The following is a 17,361-nucleotide window of genomic DNA, read 5'->3' on the forward strand; positions in this document are numbered from 1 at the left end:
GGTCAGCCCTTCTTCATTTGCACGGCACGCAGCGATTCGCCCGCGCGGTTCACGCACAACACCAGCACGAACAGCACCACGCTGGGGATCACCACCAGCGAGGGCTGGAACAGCATGTTCTCCTTGCCTTCGGCGATCATCAGGCCCAGCGACGGCATCGGCGCCGGCACGCCCAGGCCCAGGAACGACAGCGACGCTTCCAGCGTGATCGCCATGGCGGCGTCCACGGTGCCGATGATGAGCAGGTTGCCCACCAGGTTGGGCAGGATGTCGCGCCAGATGATCTGCAGATGGGTGCAGCCCTGCAGGCGCGAGGCCGTGACGAACTCGGCGTTGCGCAGGCCGGCCGCCATGGTGCGGGCCACCAGCGCATAGCGTTCCCACAGCAACAGGCCCAGCACCAGCACCACCACGGTGAGCGAGGCGCCCACCACCGACACCACCGCCAGCGCCACCAGGATGATGGGCAGCGCCAGGCGCGCGGTGATCAGGAAGGACACGGCGCGATCCACCGCGCCGCCGAAGTAGCCGGCGGCCACGCCCAGCGTGGTGCCGATCAGCCCGCCCATCAGCGCGACCGACAGGCCGATCAGCGCCGACACGCGCACGCCGTACAGCGCGCGCGCCAGCACGTCGCGGCCCAGCTGGTCGGTGCCGAGGATATGGTTCCAGCTGCCGTCTTCGCCCCAGACGGGCTCTTGCAGCCGCGCCAGCAGGTCCTGCGTGTACGGGTCGTGCGGGACGAGGTAGGGGCCCAGCAGGCCGGCCAGCACCAGCAGCGCCAGCACGGCCAGGCCCAGGTTGCGGCCCAGGCGGGCCGCGCGTGCGCCGCGCGAGCGGACGGGAAAGGAGGAGGCGATGACGCTGCTCATGAGGAAACTCGCACGCGGGGGTCGAGCCAACCGTTGATCAGGTCGGCGACCAGGGTCAGGACGATGTAGATCAGGGCGAAGATCAGGATCAGCGCCTGCATCGTGGGAAAGTCGCCGCGCAGGATCGAGGTCCAGGCCAGGAGGCCCGCGCCGTTGATGGCGAACACGGTCTCGATGACGACGGAACCGGCCAGCAGCGTGCCCATCTGGGCCGCGGCCAGCGACACCAGCGGCCGCAGGGCGTTGCGCAACGCATACTTGAGCACCACGCTCGGGCCGCCCAGGCCCATGGCCCGCGCAGTCCGGATGTAGTCGGTGGCCAGCACGGTTTCCATCTCGGACTTCATCAGGCGCAGCATTGCCGGCATGGCGAACAGGCCCAGCGCGGTCACCGGCATCACGTAGTGCTTCCAGCTGTCGAAACCCGAGGCCGGCAGCCATTGGTTGCGCACGCTGAAAAGGATGATGAGCAGGAAGGCCAGGCAGAACGGCGGCATGGCTTGGGCGCAGGCCGACAGCAGCATGGTGGCGCGGTCGATCAGCGAGCCGCGGCGCAGTCCGGCGATCACGCCCAGCGGTATCGCCAGCAGCAGCGCGAACAGCATGGCGGCCAGGCCCAGCTTGGCGGTGGCGGGGAAATGCTGGGTCAGCAGTTCGGCCACCGGGCGGCTGAAGTACAGGCTGTCGCCGAAGTCGCCGCGGGCGACGCCGGCCAGCCAGCGGCCGTACTGCACCAGGATGGGGTCGTTGAAGCCGTGCAGCTGCGCCAGGCGGGCCGCGTCGGCGGCGCTGCCTTCACCGGCCAGGCGCGCCGCCGGGTTGCCGGAAGCGAACACCAGCGAGAAGCTGATCAGCGAGACGAACACCACCAGCAGCGCGGACACAATCAGGCGGCGGAACAGGAATGCAATCATGGGGCTACCTATGACGGAATGCGCCGGAGAGGCCGCCGCTCCCGCCCGGCCGGGCGTGGGAACGGGGCCGCGCCGGCGGCGCCGGTCAGTTCCAGCGGGCCTTGTAGAAACGCGGGAACTCGTCGCCGTCGACCGAGAAGTTCAGGTCCTTGGACTGCACCGCGTTGAGCGAGTGGTTCCACAGCGGCACCCAGTAGGCCTGTTCGGCCACGATCTTCTGGGCGGCGGCGTAGTTCTTGGCGCGCAGCTCGCGGTCCACGGAGGTGTCGGCGGTTTCCAGGTACTTGATGACTTCCGGGTTGCGCGCCTGGTCGTCCGGACCGCCGCGGAAGAAGTTGCTGGTCGACAGCGCCGCGTCGGCGATGCCGTAGGAGCCCCAGTTGGACGACAGCATGGCGATCTTGCCTTCGCGCCAGTTGGTCATGGCGGTGCCGTACTGCTGTTCGACCAGGTTCAGCTTGATGCCGGCCTGCGCCATCTGCGCGGCGGCGGCGTCCAGGATGGCGCGCGGCGGGGCAGAGATCACCAGGTCCAGCGTCACGCCGTTGGGGTAGCCGGCCTGGGCCAGCAGCTGCTTGGCGCGGGCGGGGTCGAACTTGTAGGACTGCACGTCGGCGGCGCAGCCGAACTGCGCCGGGTTGCAGGCCGCGTTGATCACCTTGGAGGCGCCGCCTACCAGGGCCTTGCGGATGGCTTCGCGGTCGATGGCGTAGTTGATGGCCTGGCGCACTTCCTGCTTGGCCAGCGGCGACTTGCCGTCGTCAGCGCGCGGGTTCAGCGAGATGTAGCTGATGCGCATGATGCTGCTGCTCTTGACCGTGACGGCCGGCTGCTTTTCCATGCGCTTGGCCACGTCCGGCGGTACGCGCCAGATCCAGTCCAGGCCGCCGGACAACATCTCGGCGTATTGGGTATTGGCGTCCGGCAGCACGCGCACCACCAGCTTCTGCACGGCGGGCTTGGGGCCGAAGTAGTCCTCGAAGCGCTCGTACACGTAGCGGCTGCCGGGCTGGCTTTCCACCAGGCGGTAGGGGCCGGTGCCGATGGGCTTGGCGCCCATGTCGGACTGGTTGGCCTCGTAGTACTTGCGCGGATAGATCGGCAGGTTTTCCGACAGCATTTCCAGCGCCAGCGGGTACGGCGTCTTCATCTTGATGCGGACGGTATCGTCGGAAGCCTTTTCGGCCTTGGCGATCCAGGCCACCTGGTTCTGGAAGCGCGCCTTGTAGCCTTCGGATGACACCAGGTTCAGGGTGTACAGCACGTCGTCGATGGTGAGCAACGAGCCGTCATGGAACTTTACGTCCCTGCGGATGGGCAGTTCGATCGTGGTGTCGTCCACGAACTTGTAGCCGGTGGCGATGGCCGGACCGAATTCGCCCGTGTCCTGGTTCTTCTGCAGCAGTCCCGAGAACACCATGCGCGCCAGCGCCAGGCCGGGACGGTCCGATTCCTTGTAGGCGTCCAGCGTGGCGGGCGCCGCGTCGAACGCGATGTTGAGGGAGTTGTCAGCCTTGTTGGCCTGGGCGGCATGGGCGCCAAGCGCCAATAGCGCCGCGCTCAAAAGCTTCACGGTACGGGTCAGCTGCATGTTTTCACCTTGATGTGTTTTAGGTATGGGACTTACGGGTACTGCGGAACTGCTGTTTGCGTATCGGCGGGCAAGCCGCTCCCCTTGCCGCAGGCGGCGCGTTCTGCGCCGGCGGTGCTTGTTCTGTCGGTAAGGGGAGGGGCCTGGCGTTCAGGCCGGGGTTCAGGCGTTCATCAAATCATCGGATCCCAGCGCTGCCGAAGTCTTCCCGCAGGCGGGCCAGGATGCCGACCAGGTGGTCGTGCATGGCGTGGCGCGCGCGGATGGGATCGCGGTCGGAAATGGCCGCGAGGATGCGTTCGTGTTCCTGCTGGGCTTCGCTCCACACCTTGGTGGTCACGAAGTGCTCTTCAAGACGGTTGAATACGGGACTCAGCGTGCTGAGGTGCCAGATATGGGAAATTGCCGCCGCCAGGGCGGCGTTGCCGCAGGCCGCGCCGATCGCGCTGTGGAAGGCGCGGTCGTGCACGCTGGGCGATTCGGTCAGGGACATGCCTTCGTGCGCGGCGCGGATCGCCGCGATCTGGGCGGGCGATGCCTTCTGCGCCGCCAGGGCCGCGCACTCGGGTTCCAGCAGCAAACGGGTTTCCAGCAGGTCGAAGGGGCCGATGTCGGTGGCTTCGACGCCGTTGGCGGCAACCGGTGCCTGCTGCGGCGACAGGTACTGGCCGTCTTCGCGCGCCGGGTTCACGAACACGCCCGTGCCTACGCGCACTTCCACATAGCCTTCGATTTCCAGCGCGATCAGCGCCTCGCGCACCGAGGCGCGGCTGACCTGCAACTGTTCAGCCAGTTCGCGCTCTGCCGGCAGCCGCCCGCCCGCGGGGAAGTCGCCCGCCTTGATGCGCGCGGCGATCTGGTCGGCAATCATGCGGTAGAGGCGGGTGGAGGCGACGGCCTGGAGAGAGGTCATTGTTGCGTTTGGATGAATGGTCGGGATGTAGAGGGTAATGGGTCTGCCCGGGCTTTGTCTTGCATGCCCCCCGGGCGATCACCGAGGGTGCCTGGATATCTAGTGGCCCAGTGGTCAGGCCACTGGACGAAATGTACCGGAGGCGCCCCGGCTTGTGAACCGGGCTTTTCCATTTCTAGGGAAAACCACTAGCGCGGCTTTTGCGCCACGGCAGCGGACTTGCGGCCGGCGTCCGCGGCGGGACGCCGGCGGCGCGCGGGGTCAGCCCGAAGCCAGTCCGCCGAAGAAGCGCGAGGCGTTCGATTCCAGGCCTTCGATGTAATAGCCGCCCTCTTGCACGATCAGGGTGGGCAGCGCCAGGCCGCCGACTTCCCGGCCCAGGCGTTCGAAGCCGTTTTCGCTGACGGCGACCATGGCCTGCGGGTCCTTCTCGAAGATGTCGAAGCCCAGCGACAGCACCAGGGCGTCGGGTTGGAACAGTTCGATGGCGCGGCGCGCCTCTCCCAGCTTGTCGAAGAACACCGATTCCGGCGAGCCATGGGGCATGGGCAGGTTGATGTTGTAGCCGTAGCCCGGGCCGGCGCCGCGCTCGTCCTCGTAGCCCGCGACGACGGGATAGAAGTTCTCGGGATCGCCGTGGATGGACACGTACAGGACGTCGCTGCGTTCGTAGAAGATCTCCTGGATGCCCTGGCCGTGGTGCATGTCGGTGTCCAGGATCGCCACGCGCGGAAAGCGCGAGGTCAGGCGCTGCGCGGCGATCGCGGCGTTGTTCAGGTAGCAGAAGCCGCCGGCCGCGTCGCGCCGCGCGTGATGTCCGGGCGGACGGCAGATGGCGTAGGCGTGGCGCTCGCCCGCCAACAGCGCATCGGCGCCGGCGATGGCGCATTGCGCCGACCAGTAGGCAGAGTGCCAGGTGTGCTGGCCGACCGGGCAGCTGCCGTCGGCCAGGTAACGCGCGGCCTGGGCCAGCACGCCGCGCAAGGCGTTGGGTTGGCGCACGAAGACGTTGGAGACGACCTCGTCGCCCCAATCGTCGGGCAATTGCTTCCAGGCGGAGTGCGCCCCTTGCAGGAAACGCAGGTAGTCCAGCGTGTGGACCGCCGAGATCGCGCCCGCGCCCTGGTCGGGCGGCGCCTGCACGTCAAAGCCCAGTTTGCGCGCGGCCTCGGCCAACGCGTCCAGGCGCGATGGCACTTCCTGGGGCGTGCGCATCTTGCCGCGCGAGAAATAGGTCTGCGGATGGTGCAGTTTCTGGTCGTCGTGGAAGTATGCCTTCATGCGGGGTGACACCTGGTTGCGGGTTGACGCGACGCCGGCCGGGTCTGTCGTCCCGGGCAGGCGGCCAAGACGACGTTATACGTGGCCGCGCTGCGAAGGACAATTGGCAACACCCAGGATTCAGCGCAAGGCGGCGCGTGCGGCGGTCTCCAGAATTACCAGGCGCTCATGGAGCTTGCCGCGGTCCTGGGCTGCCGCATACTGCCCCATCTGCATGCAGAGGTCGGCCACGGCGGTCTTTCCTATCATGGCGAACGCGCCGCGGATCGAATGGCATTGTTCGCGCACGCCTTGAAAGTCCGCTCGCGCCAGCGCGTCGCGGATGGCCGCCAGCGAGAAGCCCAGGCTGGAGTCCAGCGCCGCCAGGACGGCGGGATCCGGCGGCAACGCCGCCGGTTCGGCAAGCCCCGCGGGTTCTTCGTTCAGCCGCGCCCGCGGAATGTGCTCGCTTATGACGCGCCGTAGCGTACGCAGCGACATGGGCTTGAGCAGCACCGCGTCGAAGTTCGCCTGACTGTTGTGCAGTTCGTCCGGCTCCACGTGCGCCGTGACCGCGACGACCGGCAGCCTGGGGCCGCGTTCGCGCAGGAACTGCGCCAGCGCATAACCGTTGATCTCGGGCATGGAGATGTCCGTCAGCACCATGTCGTAGCGGCGCATCTTCACGCAGCGCATCGCCGCCGCCGCTCCTTCCGCCGCGTCTGCCGCGACGCCCAGGGCGGCCAGCTGGTCCAGGATCAGTTCGCGATTGGCCGGATGGTCGTCGACCACCAGCACGCGGATGTCCCGAGGCAGGGCGTCGGGCGCAGGCGTTGCGGGGTCGTCCGCGGACGGCGCAGCGTTCAGCGTTTGCGCGCAGGGATGCAAGGGCAGCGTCACCGTGAATGTGGCGCCCCCGTCGGCGGGGCAGGCGACGGCGATCGTGCCGTCCATCATTTCCACCAGCTTCTTGCTGATCGGCAGGCCCAGTCCGGAGCCGCCGTAGCGGCGGTTTATCGAGCTGTCGGTCTGCGCGTACAGCGTGAACACGCGATCCGCCTGTTCGGGCGTCATCCCGATGCCTGTGTCGCGCACGCGCATGAGCATGGAATCCGCCAGCGCAGGGTCGCGCGCAGGCTCGACCGTGATTTCCACTGCGCCCGCGTCGGTGAACTTGAGGGCATTGCCGACCAGATTGACCAGAACCTGGCGTATCCGTGTCGGGTCGCCGGCATAGATCTGGGCCACCTCGCTGCCGACAGTGGCGGACAGTTGCACTCCCTTGGCGAGCGCGGCGGGCTTGAACATCGCGACGACCTGGGCGACAAGCTGCGGCAGGTCGAACGGTATGCGCTCGACCGTCATCTGCCCCGACTCCATGCGCGACACGTCCAGAATGTCGTTGATGAGATCGACCAGTGCGCGCGAAGCGTTGCGGACGGTGCGCAGACGCCCGCCCTGGCCGGCGGCGGCCGGATCCCGGTCCAGCAGTTCCAGGTGGCCCAGGACCAGGCTCAGGGGAGTCCGGATCTCGTGGCTCATGCTGGCCAGGAAGACGGACTTTGCCCGCGCTGCATCGATCGCGGCGATGCGCGCGTCCTCGCGCTTCTTTTCGATGTCCTTGCGGGCCGTGGCGTCCGAGAAGCTGCACAGCAGCACGTCATCGCCGTGATAGCGGGTCTTGACGATGTTGACCAGCAGTTCGCATTCGCGGCCATCGTCCAGCGTCAGGGTAAGTTCGCGGTCGCGCTGCAGCCAGGCCTCGCGGTCGCCGCGGGCGTGGCAGTCACGCAGCAAGGCATGCAGCGACACGCCTGGCGCGGCGCGGGCAGCGTAACGCTGCATCATCGCGTTTTGCAGCAGCGCCTCGCCGCTTGCGCAGGACACCAGTCCCACGCCGAACTGCGCCGATGCGATGATGGAGCGGTTCATGTGCTCGCTTTCAAACACATGCTGCGAACGGCGGTACACGGGGGCCAGGGCCTTGCGGCTGAACCACAGCAAGAGCGCCCAGAGCGTCCCGAGCAGCAGCACGGTTACGGTCAGGTATAGCGTGAGGCTGGGCAGAAGCGCAGCCGCGACGGTGCGCCAGGAATAGGCATACACCAGGGTCCAACCGGTATCGAGCAACCGCGCGCCGACGCTGAACACGCCGTCCTGATAGCGCGTCAGGGGTTCTTGCGCCGCCTGCTTCCACGGATGCGACGCCAGCGCGATCCGGCTGGGCGTGTCCAGGCCTGCGGCGGATTGCGCGCGGTCGGACTCGAGCAGGATGCCGCCATTGCCGTCGACCAGCGCCACGGCGGTGCCCGCGGGGATGTCATCCAGGCGGGCTGCCAGTGCGCTGACGGGGTAGTCGCTGACGAAGATCATGAACGGCTGGGGCCCGTCGAACGCGGGTTCGACCAGCTTGATCACGTTTTGGCCCGTCAGCGGATTGATTGCGGGCGGCTGCCAGAGGATGCGCCGGCTGGTCTCCCATTGTTTGGCCACGGCGGGATCGGACAGCATGCCGAGGTCATAGGACAGTTGGCCGATGAGACCGGCGGTGTCCGCCGCGCCCAGGTGCTCGAGCAACTGCGCATAGGGCGTGGAGGGCGCGGGCATCAGGGCCAGGAAACTCAGGTCCGGACTGTAGCCGTAAGCCGTCAGCGGCAGCTTTCTTTCGCGCTCGCTGGCCGTCGCGGTGAACGCCTGCAGTTCCGTCATGCCCAGGTAGCGGGCGTAGCTGGCCGGGGGCGCGGCGGCCGTGACGCTGCCGGCCGCCAGAATGGATGGCAGGCCCGCGCCGACCTGCAGCCGCGCGTGGCCGCCGCCAGCGCGGAAAGCCGCCTCGGTTTCGGGCGTGGGCGCGGGGCGCGCCTGCCAGAGCAGCTCCGCATGGATGACGCCGCGCCGCATGGCCGTCTGCTTGCCTTCGAGGTCCAGCGCCACCTGGGACTGGTGCGCGACGAGTTCCGTGTGCAGCCTGGAGATGGCGGCATGCGCGGAGTGATAAAGCACCAGGCACGCCGCGACCACGATCAGGACGGACAGCACGATGCCGCCTCCGAACAGCATCACGGAGTGATAGCGGGCGAGGAGGCTGAGTTCCCTGGCATGTCGCGCACCAGCGCTGAGCAGGTTTTGAGGATCGCCAAGGCTGGCCGTGGCGGTGGTATTCGGCATATCGGTGTATCGGTTGGGACTGCGCGCGCGGATGTGTGGCGCGCGCGATGCAGAAGCGAAGAATCCCATGAAATTCCCGCTTGCTATCCATTTTCAGGGCTATATTTGCATTTGTTTTCCAGTATTCGGATTCGTCCTATATCAATGGCTTACGAACTAGGACACGGCTGATGAATTCGCCCCTGGACAGGACTGCGGGCAGGGCGCGGACGGCTACGCCGGCTCAGGCTCGGAGCTCGCAACGCAACTCCATCGCACCGCAGCGAACCGCCTGTTCCGCTCAAGCCCGCACCGCCTGTTTGCCCGGCGTCAAGGCCGGCTTCGAGGCGGCCTGCAGGCCACGCTTCGCGCTTCCAGACTTGCCGCCGCGCAAGAGACTGTTGTGCCACGTCCGGGGCGGCGGCTCCGCGCTCTCAATTCCGAGACCTGGCAGTCGTTATCCGGTCATGAATGAAGAATATGCGGCGCCCTTGCCGCATTTGTTGAGGAGTTGACATGAGGCATCCTGCGAGGATTTCTGTTCGTATGGTCATGGCAAGCGTGTTGGCGGCGGGCGTGATGCCCTTGGCGGCGCATGCCGCCGGAGGGACGGTCTCGTTTACCGGCGGCATTTCCGCAGCTTCATATACGCGCACGCTGGCGCCGACGGCGGCAGGCGCCGCCATGCAGTTCCAGGGCGCGCGCGTCGAGCGCAGCAGCGCGACCGTCAGCCTCGTCAATCTGGACGCATCGTCATATGCCCTGGCTTGCGCAGGCATGGGCAAGCAGCAGGCCACGACCTGCCATTTGCCCGCGGGCGGCGGCGCGCTGGCCTTGACCGCAAGCCGGACGCATCCGCCGGCCGGGCCCGCCAAGGCGGTCGTCATGCTGGCCTACGACTAGCCGGCGGCTGGCGGAGCCCGCCGTGGTCGGGCGGGCTCCGCCTTTCAATATTCGCTGACGCCATTAGGGCGAATACAATGCAGCGCCCCGGCAGCGCGCCGGACCAGAGGGTCGGACATGGACGAATTCAAGATCAAGGTGATGCTGGCGGATGACCATCCCGGCATGGTCGCGGGCGTACAGCACGCGCTGGCCGAAGTGCCCACGATTGCGCTGGTGGGCGCGGCCGCCAACTCCACCGAGCTGGTCGCATTGCTGGACCGTACGCCCTGCGACGTGGTGGTATCCGACTACTCCATGCCCGCGGGCGATTTCGGCGATGGAGCATCGCTGTTCGGCTTGTTGCAACGGCGCTATCCGCAACTGAAGCTGGTGGTCCTGACCATGCTGGACAACGCGGCGGTCCTGCACACGCTGGTCACGCTGGGCATAGGCGGCATCGTCAGCAAGTCTGACGCGCTGGCGCACCTGATACCCGCCATCCACGCCGCGCATACCGGCGGCAAGTACTATTCGCCCAGCGCCAACAAGGTAATCCAGGGCATAGACTGGAACCGGCGTGGACGCAATCCGGAAAGCGTGTTGAGCCAGCGCGAATCCGAGGTCGTGCGGCTGTATGCCTCGGGCCTGACGATCAACGAAATCGCCGAGCGCCTGCATCGCAGCAAGAAGACCATCAGCACCCAGAAGGCCAAGGCCATGGAAAAGCTCGGCATCGAACGTGAGGTCGACCTGTTCCGGTATGCGATGGAGAACGGCCTGACAGCCACGCTGGCCGTGGACTCCGCGTCCCCAGTGCAGGAGCCGGCGGAAGGCGCGCAGGGTTGAGGCCGGTCGCTTGCCCCGGCTTATGACGATGCAGGCGCTTGGTCCATTGCGCCTGCCGGGCTTCCCGACGGATTGGCGCTGACCAGTCCCGATTCGATGCCGTAGCGCAGCAGTTCAATGTCGCGCTCCAACCCCAGCTTTAGCATGGCGGTGCCTTTCTGCGTACTGATGGTCTTCTTGCTGCGGTGCAGGCGCTCGGCGATTTCGTTGATTGTCAGGCCGGACACGAACAGGCGCACCACTTCCAGCTCGCGCCGGGTCAGCATGTGGATCCCATAGTCGCCGCGGTCCAGCGCATTGGCCAGATCGGCGATCCGCGGCGAAAGATAGCGGCCGTTGGCATGGGCGCCATGTATCGCGGGCAACAGATGATTCAACGAATCGGACTTGCTGAGGACGGCGGGAATGCCCAGGTTCAATAGCGAATGCACGATGCCGGGGCTTTCCAGCATGGTCAGCACGACGATCTTCAGGCCGGGGTAGCGCTGGCGGATCAGGCCGAACAGGGTGATGCCGTCGCCGAAATGGCCGCCCGGCATGGAATAGTCGGAGATCAGCACCTCGCACGGATGCCGGCTCAGCATCTCCATCAGCTCGGTGGAGTCGCGGGCCGCGCCGATCACGGATACGGTGCTGCTGGATGCGAGCGTGTGTTGCACGCCGGCGCGCACGGCGGGATGGTCGTCGGCGACCACGACGCGTAGATTCAGAGGCTTCATGATGGAACAGGGTGGGACCAGGCTGGCGAGGCGGCCAGGCGCGGCGAGGCGGCGCAGGACAGACTGTAGAGGCGCGTGGTCTGGCGGATAAGCAGCCGAGTCCGATTGCAGGCCCGGTTCGGATAGGACTAAGCCTATTTTTCGGCGTCGCGGGGGTGGCGCCCTGCGAGGGCTGCCAGCGCCATGGGTTCGAACACGTCCAAGGCCTCAGCCAAGGCATCGGTGCGCCGGTTGCGCGCCAGGTCTTCCATCTGTGCGCACCGGTCTGCCAGCGCCGTTTCGTGAATCATGGCGTAGGCCCCGCGCAGCGAGTGCAGATGCGCTCCCGCCTCGGGCTCGGCGGGCGCATTGCCGGTCCGGATCGCCGCGAGTTCCTTGCGGATGGCTGCGAGCGACTGATGCAGCGACCGCGTCAGTGCCTCATGGACTCGCGCAGGCAGCGGGCCTTGTGCGATCTCGTCCCGGGCGCGCGGGCGCGGGGCAGGCGCCGGGGCGCCGCGCAGCAGGCGCCGGATGGCGGCATCCAGCTTGTCCAGCAGCAGGGGTTTGACCAGCACCGTGTCGATGCCGGCGTCGCGGCATTGCTGGTGCTCCTGCGCGCCGACGTGGGCGGTGTAGGCGATGATGGGCACTTGCGCGCCTTGCGCGCGCAGGCAGCGGGCCAAGGCATAGCCGTCCATGCCGGGCATGTTCACGTCGGTGATGACCAGGCCATAGGCCTGTTCCATGAAGCGCGCCAAGGCCGCGCTGCCATCCGCCGCCAGGTCCGCCTGATAGCCCAGGGTCTCCAGCTGTATTTTCATGAGCTCGCGGTTGGCGGGGTTGTCATCGATCACCAGGATGCGGGCGGCAAGCGGCTGCTCCGGTTCCAGCGGCGCCGTGCTCGCCGGAACTGCAGCATCCGGGGCCTCGGCGGGTGCGGGGGGCAAGGGGAGCGTGACGAGGAAGGTGCTGCCTTCCTGCGGCTTGCTGGTGACGGCTATGCTGCCGTGCATGAGCGTGGCCAGCCGGCCGCATAGCGCCAGGCCCAGCCCCGTGCCGCCGTAGCGCCGGGCGATGGAGGAATCCGCCTGGGTGAACGGCCGGAACAGCACGGCTTGCTGCGCCGGGGTCATGCCGATGCCCGTGTCGCTGACGCCGATCACGATAGGGGTGTCGGGCGCATCGTCGTCCTGGCGGTAGACCTCAAGAAGCACATCGCCGTGGGATGTGAATTTGATGGCGTTGCCGACCAGGTTGAACATGATCTGGCGGATGCGCGTGGGGTCGCCCAGATAGCGGGGCGCCAAGCCGTCGTCTATGCTGCAATCCAGCTCCAGGCCCTTGGCTTGAGCGGCCGGCGTGAAAACGGCGACGACTTGCCGGGCGGCTTCCGCGAGGTCGAAAGGAATCGACTCGACGCTCATCTGGCCGGATTCGACCTTGGAGAAATCCAGAATGTCGTTGATGATCTCCAGCAGCGTGGCCGAGGAGGACGTCACCGCCCGCAGGCGCTCGCTCTGGGCAGGCTGCAGGCCAGAGCGCTCGAGCAGTTCGAGATTGCCCAGGATGGCGTTCAGCGGCGTGCGGATTTCGTGGCTCATGGTGGCCAGGAAGGCGGATTTGGCCTGATTCGCCGTGTCGGCGGCGACGCGGGCTTCGTCCAGTTTCTGTTCAAGTTGCTTGCGGGCCGTGATGTCGGTGAAGTTGCACAGCAGCACGTCCACGCCCTGGTACTTGGTCCGCACCGCGTTCACCAGCAGATCGCTGTGGCTGCCGCCGATGCGCGGATGGGCCAGTTCCAGCTCGGCGTGCCAGCCGGCGGCGTCCGAAGCGCCGCCATACAGGGCGAGCAGACGCGCATGCAAGGGCGGGCTGCCGGGCGCTGCGCTGGCGGCATAGTCCTGCATGACCTCGTTCTGCAACAGCACTTCGCCCGTGTTCAGCGACAGCAGCGCAAGGCCCGAGGGCGCGGTGGCGACCATGGTGCGGTTCAGGTTCTCGCTTTCGAATATGCGCTGCGAGCGGGCATAGCCGGGCTTGAAGACCTTGCGGTCGAGCAGCAGCAGTACCGCCCAGACGAACGTCACCATCAGCAGCGTCGCGAGCGCGTAGCCGGCCAGCCTGGGCCATAGGTCGGCGACTATGGTGCGCCAGGAAAAGGCGTAGGTCAGGCGCCAGCCGGATTCGGAAACCTGGTCGCCGAGGATGAACAGGCCGTCGCGGTAACGCACCTCCGACGGCGCGACCGGATCCGATCGCGTTGCGTCCAGCATCCTGGCAGCGATCTTCGCGTCTTGCTCTTCCATGGCCACAGGCAGGAGCTGGCGCCCGTCCTGGTCGACGATCAGGGCTGCCTCTTCGTAGCGCGTTGTCGTCAGATAGGCGTTCAGCGTATCGGCAGGATAGATGGCAACAAAGATGGCGAATATGCGGCCCTGGCTGCTTGCGGCCTGGTACAGCCGCAGGGACAGCTTGCGCGTCAAGGGATCGACGGCGGGCGGCAGCCAGCGCGGTCCGCCTGCCGCCATCAGGCGCTGCTGGATCTCGGGCGATTCCAGGTCGCCCAGGTCGGGGGCGATCGTCCGGATCAGTTCCGCGACGTCTTTCGCGCCCACCAGCGCCAGCGGATCCACGGTGTCGGACATGGGACCCACGCCGAGGAAGCCGCGGTCGGGGCTGTAGAAGAAGCCGCTGACCGAAAGCGCCTTGGCGTAGGCCGCAGCGGAATAGCTGATCTCGTCGGTCAGATGCAGATAGGGCAGGTAGGCGGCGGCGGGCCGGCCGGGTTCGATGTCGGCCAGGGCCACCACCGGAGGAAAGTTGCGGTTGCGCTGGAATTCCATGCGCCCTTGCAGGCGCGCGAAAGTCTGCACCAGGTCGGGGGCCGCGGACGACACGCGTGCGGGCCAGGCGTACTCCTCGTGCGAAAGACCGATGCGGAATGCGCCCTCGCGCACGCCCAGCGCCGTCTGCAACAGCGCTTTGCGCACCACGAAGCCGGCATAGCGTTCCGCGACGTAATCCTTGGCTTGCGCGAACAGCATGACGCCAGCGACTGTCAGCAGGACCAAGGTTGTGACGGCGCCGCCCACATATAGCAGCGCCCGTTGATAGCGGTTCAGGATGCTGATGGCGCTGCGCGACGGCCGGCCGGCGGTCTCGGGCTCAGGGGCGTCTTGGATCTGCGCGGCCATGCTGGGTTTGGCTCCGCCGGAATGGGTGACGCCATGATAGAGCCAAACAGGCCGGAACCGGCAATATAGGACTCGGCTGATTTCCGTTCCCGGCGGCGGGTGGAACAATGAATTCGTCGGCAGTTCGCTGCCTGGCCTTCCGCCCGCAGGCGCCTCGGCGCCGCGCCATGGGCGCTTCGTTCCCCGGGACCATCATGCTCAAATCCGCCCTAGTTGTCGACCAAGACGAATTCCAACGTGCCGCGCTGGCGCGGATGCTGGGCAAGATCGGCGTGCCTGAAGTGGCGACGGCGCACGACGGCGCGTCGGCCGTGGCGGCGATCCAGCAGCAGCAATGGGATCTGGTCATTGTCGATCTGGACATGGCGGACCGCACCGGGCTGCAGATGATCGATGCGCTGGCCGATGCCGGCGGTTGCGGCGGCATCGCGATCGCCAGCAGCCATCCGACCCGGATCCTGCAGGCGGCGGCGACCTACGCCCGGAATCGCGGCCTGCCCATCATCGCCGCGCTGGGCAAGCCGCTGGAGGCGGCCTGCCTGATTTCGATGATCGAATCCCTGGCCCGGACCGCGCTGGCCGATGGCGAGGCGACGTTGCGCGCCGCGGCGCAGAGCAGCGGCGTCGCGCTGGCCGGCCTGGACACCGAACGTCTGCGCCGCGCCCTGGCGCAGCGCGAGATTGCTGCGTACTTCCAGCCACAGCATTGCGTGTCGACGGGCGAACTGCGCGGCGCTGAAATGCTGGCGCGCTGGGTCGCGGATGACGGCGCGATGATTCCTCCGGCCGCTTTCCTGCCGGCTTTCGAGGCGGCGGGCTTGCTGGGATCGCTGACCGACTACATGTTGGCGCGCGCCTTCGAGGCGCAGCGCGAACTGGGCGGCCGGCCCGATTGCGTCATCAGCATCAACGTGCCCGCGGCCGTCGCAAGTTCCATCTGCTGGGCCCAGGACGTGGCCGACCGGGCCGAATTCGCCGGCGTGGATCCGAGCCGCATCGTCATCGAGATCACCGAGGACGGTGGCGCGCGCTCCAACGGGGCGCTGGCGGGCGCCATCACGCAACTGCGCTTGCGCGGCTTCAGCTGCGCGATCGACGACTTCGGCACCGGCGACTCCTCGCTCGACCGGTTGCTGTGCGCGCCTTTCGACGAATTGAAGATCGATCGCGACATGATCGCCCGGGCGCGCCGCCATCGCCATGCCCAGGATGTCCTGGCCTGCACCGTCGAGATGGCGCGGTCGCTGGACATGACGGTGGTGGCCGAAGGCATCGAGAGCCAGGAGGACTACGACATGGTGCGCGCCTTGGGCGCGCAGGTCACGCAAGGGTACTTCCATGGCAGGCCGATGCCGCTAGGGGCATTCAGCCAGTACGCGCTCAGCCAGGGAGTCATCGGGCATGGGATCCTGCGGATGTACGCGAACGCCTGAAGCGGGCCGTGTACCGTATCGCAGGCTGGTCGCAGATAGCGATCAGGCCCCCGCCAGCACCACCAGCACCGCCAGGCACAGCAGCAGTCCGAACGCCGCCAGCGCGTAGGGCAGCAACTGCACATACACGCCGCGCTCTTCGCCGCGGCCATGCGCCAGGCCAGCCGCGATCGACATCCGCACCGGTGAAAAAATTCCCATCGACGTGCCCGACACATGCAGCAGCGCGGCCGCAGCCGGCACGCTCAGGCCCGCATTCAAGGCCAGCGACAGTTGCGCAGGCATGAAGAGGCTGTTGGGCGCGTTGCCGCTGTTGGCCAGGATGCCGAATACGCCGGCCAGCAGCGGCGTGATCAATATGGTCCAGTCCTTCAGGCTGGCGAACAGGCCGTCGGCATACGCTTGCGAGATGCCGGCGCCGGCCAGGACTTCGGCCATCATGGCGAACAGGAACACGGAGTACACCGCGTGCCGTCCCGTGGTCCAGGCCGCGCGCGCCTGCGTCGCGAGCAGGTCGCGCTGGCGGCCAATGGCGGCCATGAGCACGGCGCCCACGATCAGCCAACTGCCGGCATGCAGCAGCGGCATCCAGCCGGGCAGGTCCGGGAACGGCTTGAACGCAGCCAGTCCGGCCAGGCCGCAGTTCAAGCCTGGCAGCAAGCGCGTGGCCACCAGCCAAGCAATCATCAGGATATAGGGCAGCGCCTTGCGCGCCGCCGCCATCATCCGGGGCTGGTCGGGCCGGCGATCCAGCAGGAAGCGCAGCACGATGAGCGGGCCGTAGGCCGACAGCAGCGCGGTTTCCGGTCCCAATAGCGCTGTCGCGGCGCTCAGGGCGGCCAGGCTCGCGATCATCCAGACGGCTTCGCGCACATGCTCCGCGGGTTCAGCGCGCAAGCCTGCGCGCCTGGCGGTGCGCCAGTACAGCAGCATCCACAATACCGTCAGCAAGGCGACCGGCGCCATGCCGTACAGCGCCAGCTCCGTGGCCGGGACGCGCGCATAGGCCGACGCCAGCAGCGTGCCGCTGCCCATGGCGCCCCAAGGGATCAGGGTCTGGCTCAGCAGCGCGAACACCATGGTTTCGCGCGGCTTCAAATTCAAAGGCCGGATCAGCAGCACCGTTCCCAGCATGCCCACGCCGAAGCCGGTGGCCGCTTCGGCGAAAGGGCCGACCAGGAAACAGGCAAAGAACAGCAGCCGGCGGCGCGCCAGCGGATGGGCCAGTGCGGTGTTTGCGCCGTCCGCCGCCGCGTGCGGCGCGCGTCCTTGTGCCGCCATGTTCCAGAACAGCAGCCCGCCCAGGATGTACGGCGTGATGATCCCGCCTATCCAGAGGCCGCGTTCCAGCGCCACCCCGAGCTGGCCGGTGGTGAAGGAGGCGGGCGCCGCATACAGGGCGATGGGCACGGCGGCCAGCAGGCCCAGCAAGGCGGCGGCCGTGGTGTTCAGGCGTCCGCTGGCGATGGCGCCGATGACGGCCAGGGCGGGTAGCGACCACAGTAGGTACATCATGGATTGAGCGTGTGCATGGCGGGGTCCGGGACAGGCTTGGCGCGTAGCAGTGTATGCCGAGAGCCGCGCCGCGGCGGTTCATGCCTGCCC

The 17,361-nt window shown here is 67.4% G+C and carries 12 protein-coding genes; 3 read left to right on the forward strand and 9 right to left on the reverse strand.

The genetic code is table 11. The annotated features are described in order from the left end of the window. Positions 1–2: 2 nt before the first annotated feature. The 6 genes from IB258_RS02740 to IB258_RS02765 all read right to left on the reverse strand — a co-directional run bounded on the left by IB258_RS02740 (position 3) and on the right by IB258_RS02765 (position 8,718). Positions 3–872, reverse strand: coding sequence for an ABC transporter permease (locus IB258_RS02740; protein ID WP_054454479.1), 870 nt, complete (start codon positions 870–872; stop codon positions 3–5). Continuing rightward, the gene (locus IB258_RS02745; RefSeq protein ID WP_175213352.1) at positions 869–1,786 is read right to left on the reverse strand and encodes an ABC transporter permease; all 918 of its coding nucleotides are present in this window, start codon (positions 1,784–1,786) and stop codon (positions 869–871) included. Before IB258_RS02745 ends, IB258_RS02740 begins: the two co-directional genes overlap by 4 nt. 85 nt (positions 1,787–1,871) lie before the next feature. Then, positions 1,872–3,377, reverse strand: a complete 1,506-nt coding sequence (locus IB258_RS02750) for an ABC transporter substrate-binding protein (RefSeq protein WP_192352098.1) — start codon at positions 3,375–3,377, stop codon at positions 1,872–1,874. A 178-nt stretch (positions 3,378–3,555) separates the two neighbouring features. Further along, positions 3,556–4,290 carry a FadR/GntR family transcriptional regulator gene (locus tag IB258_RS02755; RefSeq protein ID WP_054454472.1) on the reverse strand — a complete coding sequence of 245 codons (735 nt, stop codon included), beginning with the start codon at positions 4,288–4,290 and terminating at the stop codon, positions 3,556–3,558. Between the two features lie 261 nt (positions 4,291–4,551). Then, on the reverse strand, positions 4,552–5,571 hold the full coding sequence (locus IB258_RS02760; RefSeq protein ID WP_119451495.1) for a histone deacetylase family protein: 1,020 nt from the start codon (positions 5,569–5,571) through the stop codon (positions 4,552–4,554). Between the two features lie 120 nt (positions 5,572–5,691). Then, positions 5,692–8,718, reverse strand: coding sequence for a sensor histidine kinase (locus IB258_RS02765; RefSeq protein ID WP_192352099.1), 3,027 nt, complete (start codon positions 8,716–8,718; stop codon positions 5,692–5,694). Between the two features lie 525 nt (positions 8,719–9,243). Between IB258_RS02765 and IB258_RS02770 the strand changes: the two genes are divergently transcribed. Both IB258_RS02770 and IB258_RS02775 read left to right on the forward strand, forming a co-directional pair. Beyond that, positions 9,244–9,600 carry a hypothetical protein gene (locus IB258_RS02770; RefSeq protein WP_192352100.1) on the forward strand — a complete coding sequence of 119 codons (357 nt, stop codon included), beginning with the start codon at positions 9,244–9,246 and terminating at the stop codon, positions 9,598–9,600. Positions 9,601–9,717: 117 nt separating this feature from the next. Continuing rightward, positions 9,718–10,428 carry a response regulator transcription factor gene (locus tag IB258_RS02775; RefSeq protein ID WP_175162784.1) on the forward strand — a complete coding sequence of 237 codons (711 nt, stop codon included), beginning with the start codon at positions 9,718–9,720 and terminating at the stop codon, positions 10,426–10,428. Between the two features lie 20 nt (positions 10,429–10,448). Here the strand turns inward: IB258_RS02775 and IB258_RS02780 are convergent, their stop codons facing one another. Further along, complete coding sequence (locus IB258_RS02780; RefSeq protein WP_175162782.1) at positions 10,449–11,147, reverse strand: response regulator transcription factor; 699 nt, start codon at positions 11,145–11,147, stop codon at positions 10,449–10,451. Positions 11,148–11,281: 134 nt separating this feature from the next. Further along, positions 11,282–14,323 (reverse strand): hybrid sensor histidine kinase/response regulator, encoded by a 3,042-nt coding sequence (locus tag IB258_RS02785; RefSeq protein ID WP_225590246.1) that lies wholly within the window; start codon positions 14,321–14,323, stop codon positions 11,282–11,284. A 194-nt stretch (positions 14,324–14,517) separates the two neighbouring features. Between IB258_RS02785 and IB258_RS02790 the strand changes: the two genes are divergently transcribed. After that, positions 14,518–15,756: an EAL domain-containing protein gene (locus IB258_RS02790; RefSeq protein WP_175162780.1), complete on the forward strand. Its 1,239-nt coding sequence runs from the start codon at positions 14,518–14,520 to the stop codon at positions 15,754–15,756. A 42-nt stretch (positions 15,757–15,798) separates the two neighbouring features. Here IB258_RS02790 and IB258_RS02795 read toward each other — a convergent pair whose 3' ends face one another. After that, the gene (locus IB258_RS02795) at positions 15,799–17,271 is read right to left on the reverse strand and encodes a hypothetical protein (protein ID WP_192352101.1); all 1,473 of its coding nucleotides are present in this window, start codon (positions 17,269–17,271) and stop codon (positions 15,799–15,801) included. Positions 17,272–17,361 lie beyond the last annotated feature (90 nt).

Source organism: Achromobacter sp. ACM02, assembly GCF_014851605.1.
Classification (GTDB): domain Bacteria; phylum Pseudomonadota; class Gammaproteobacteria; order Burkholderiales; family Burkholderiaceae_B; genus Achromobacter; species Achromobacter aegrifaciens.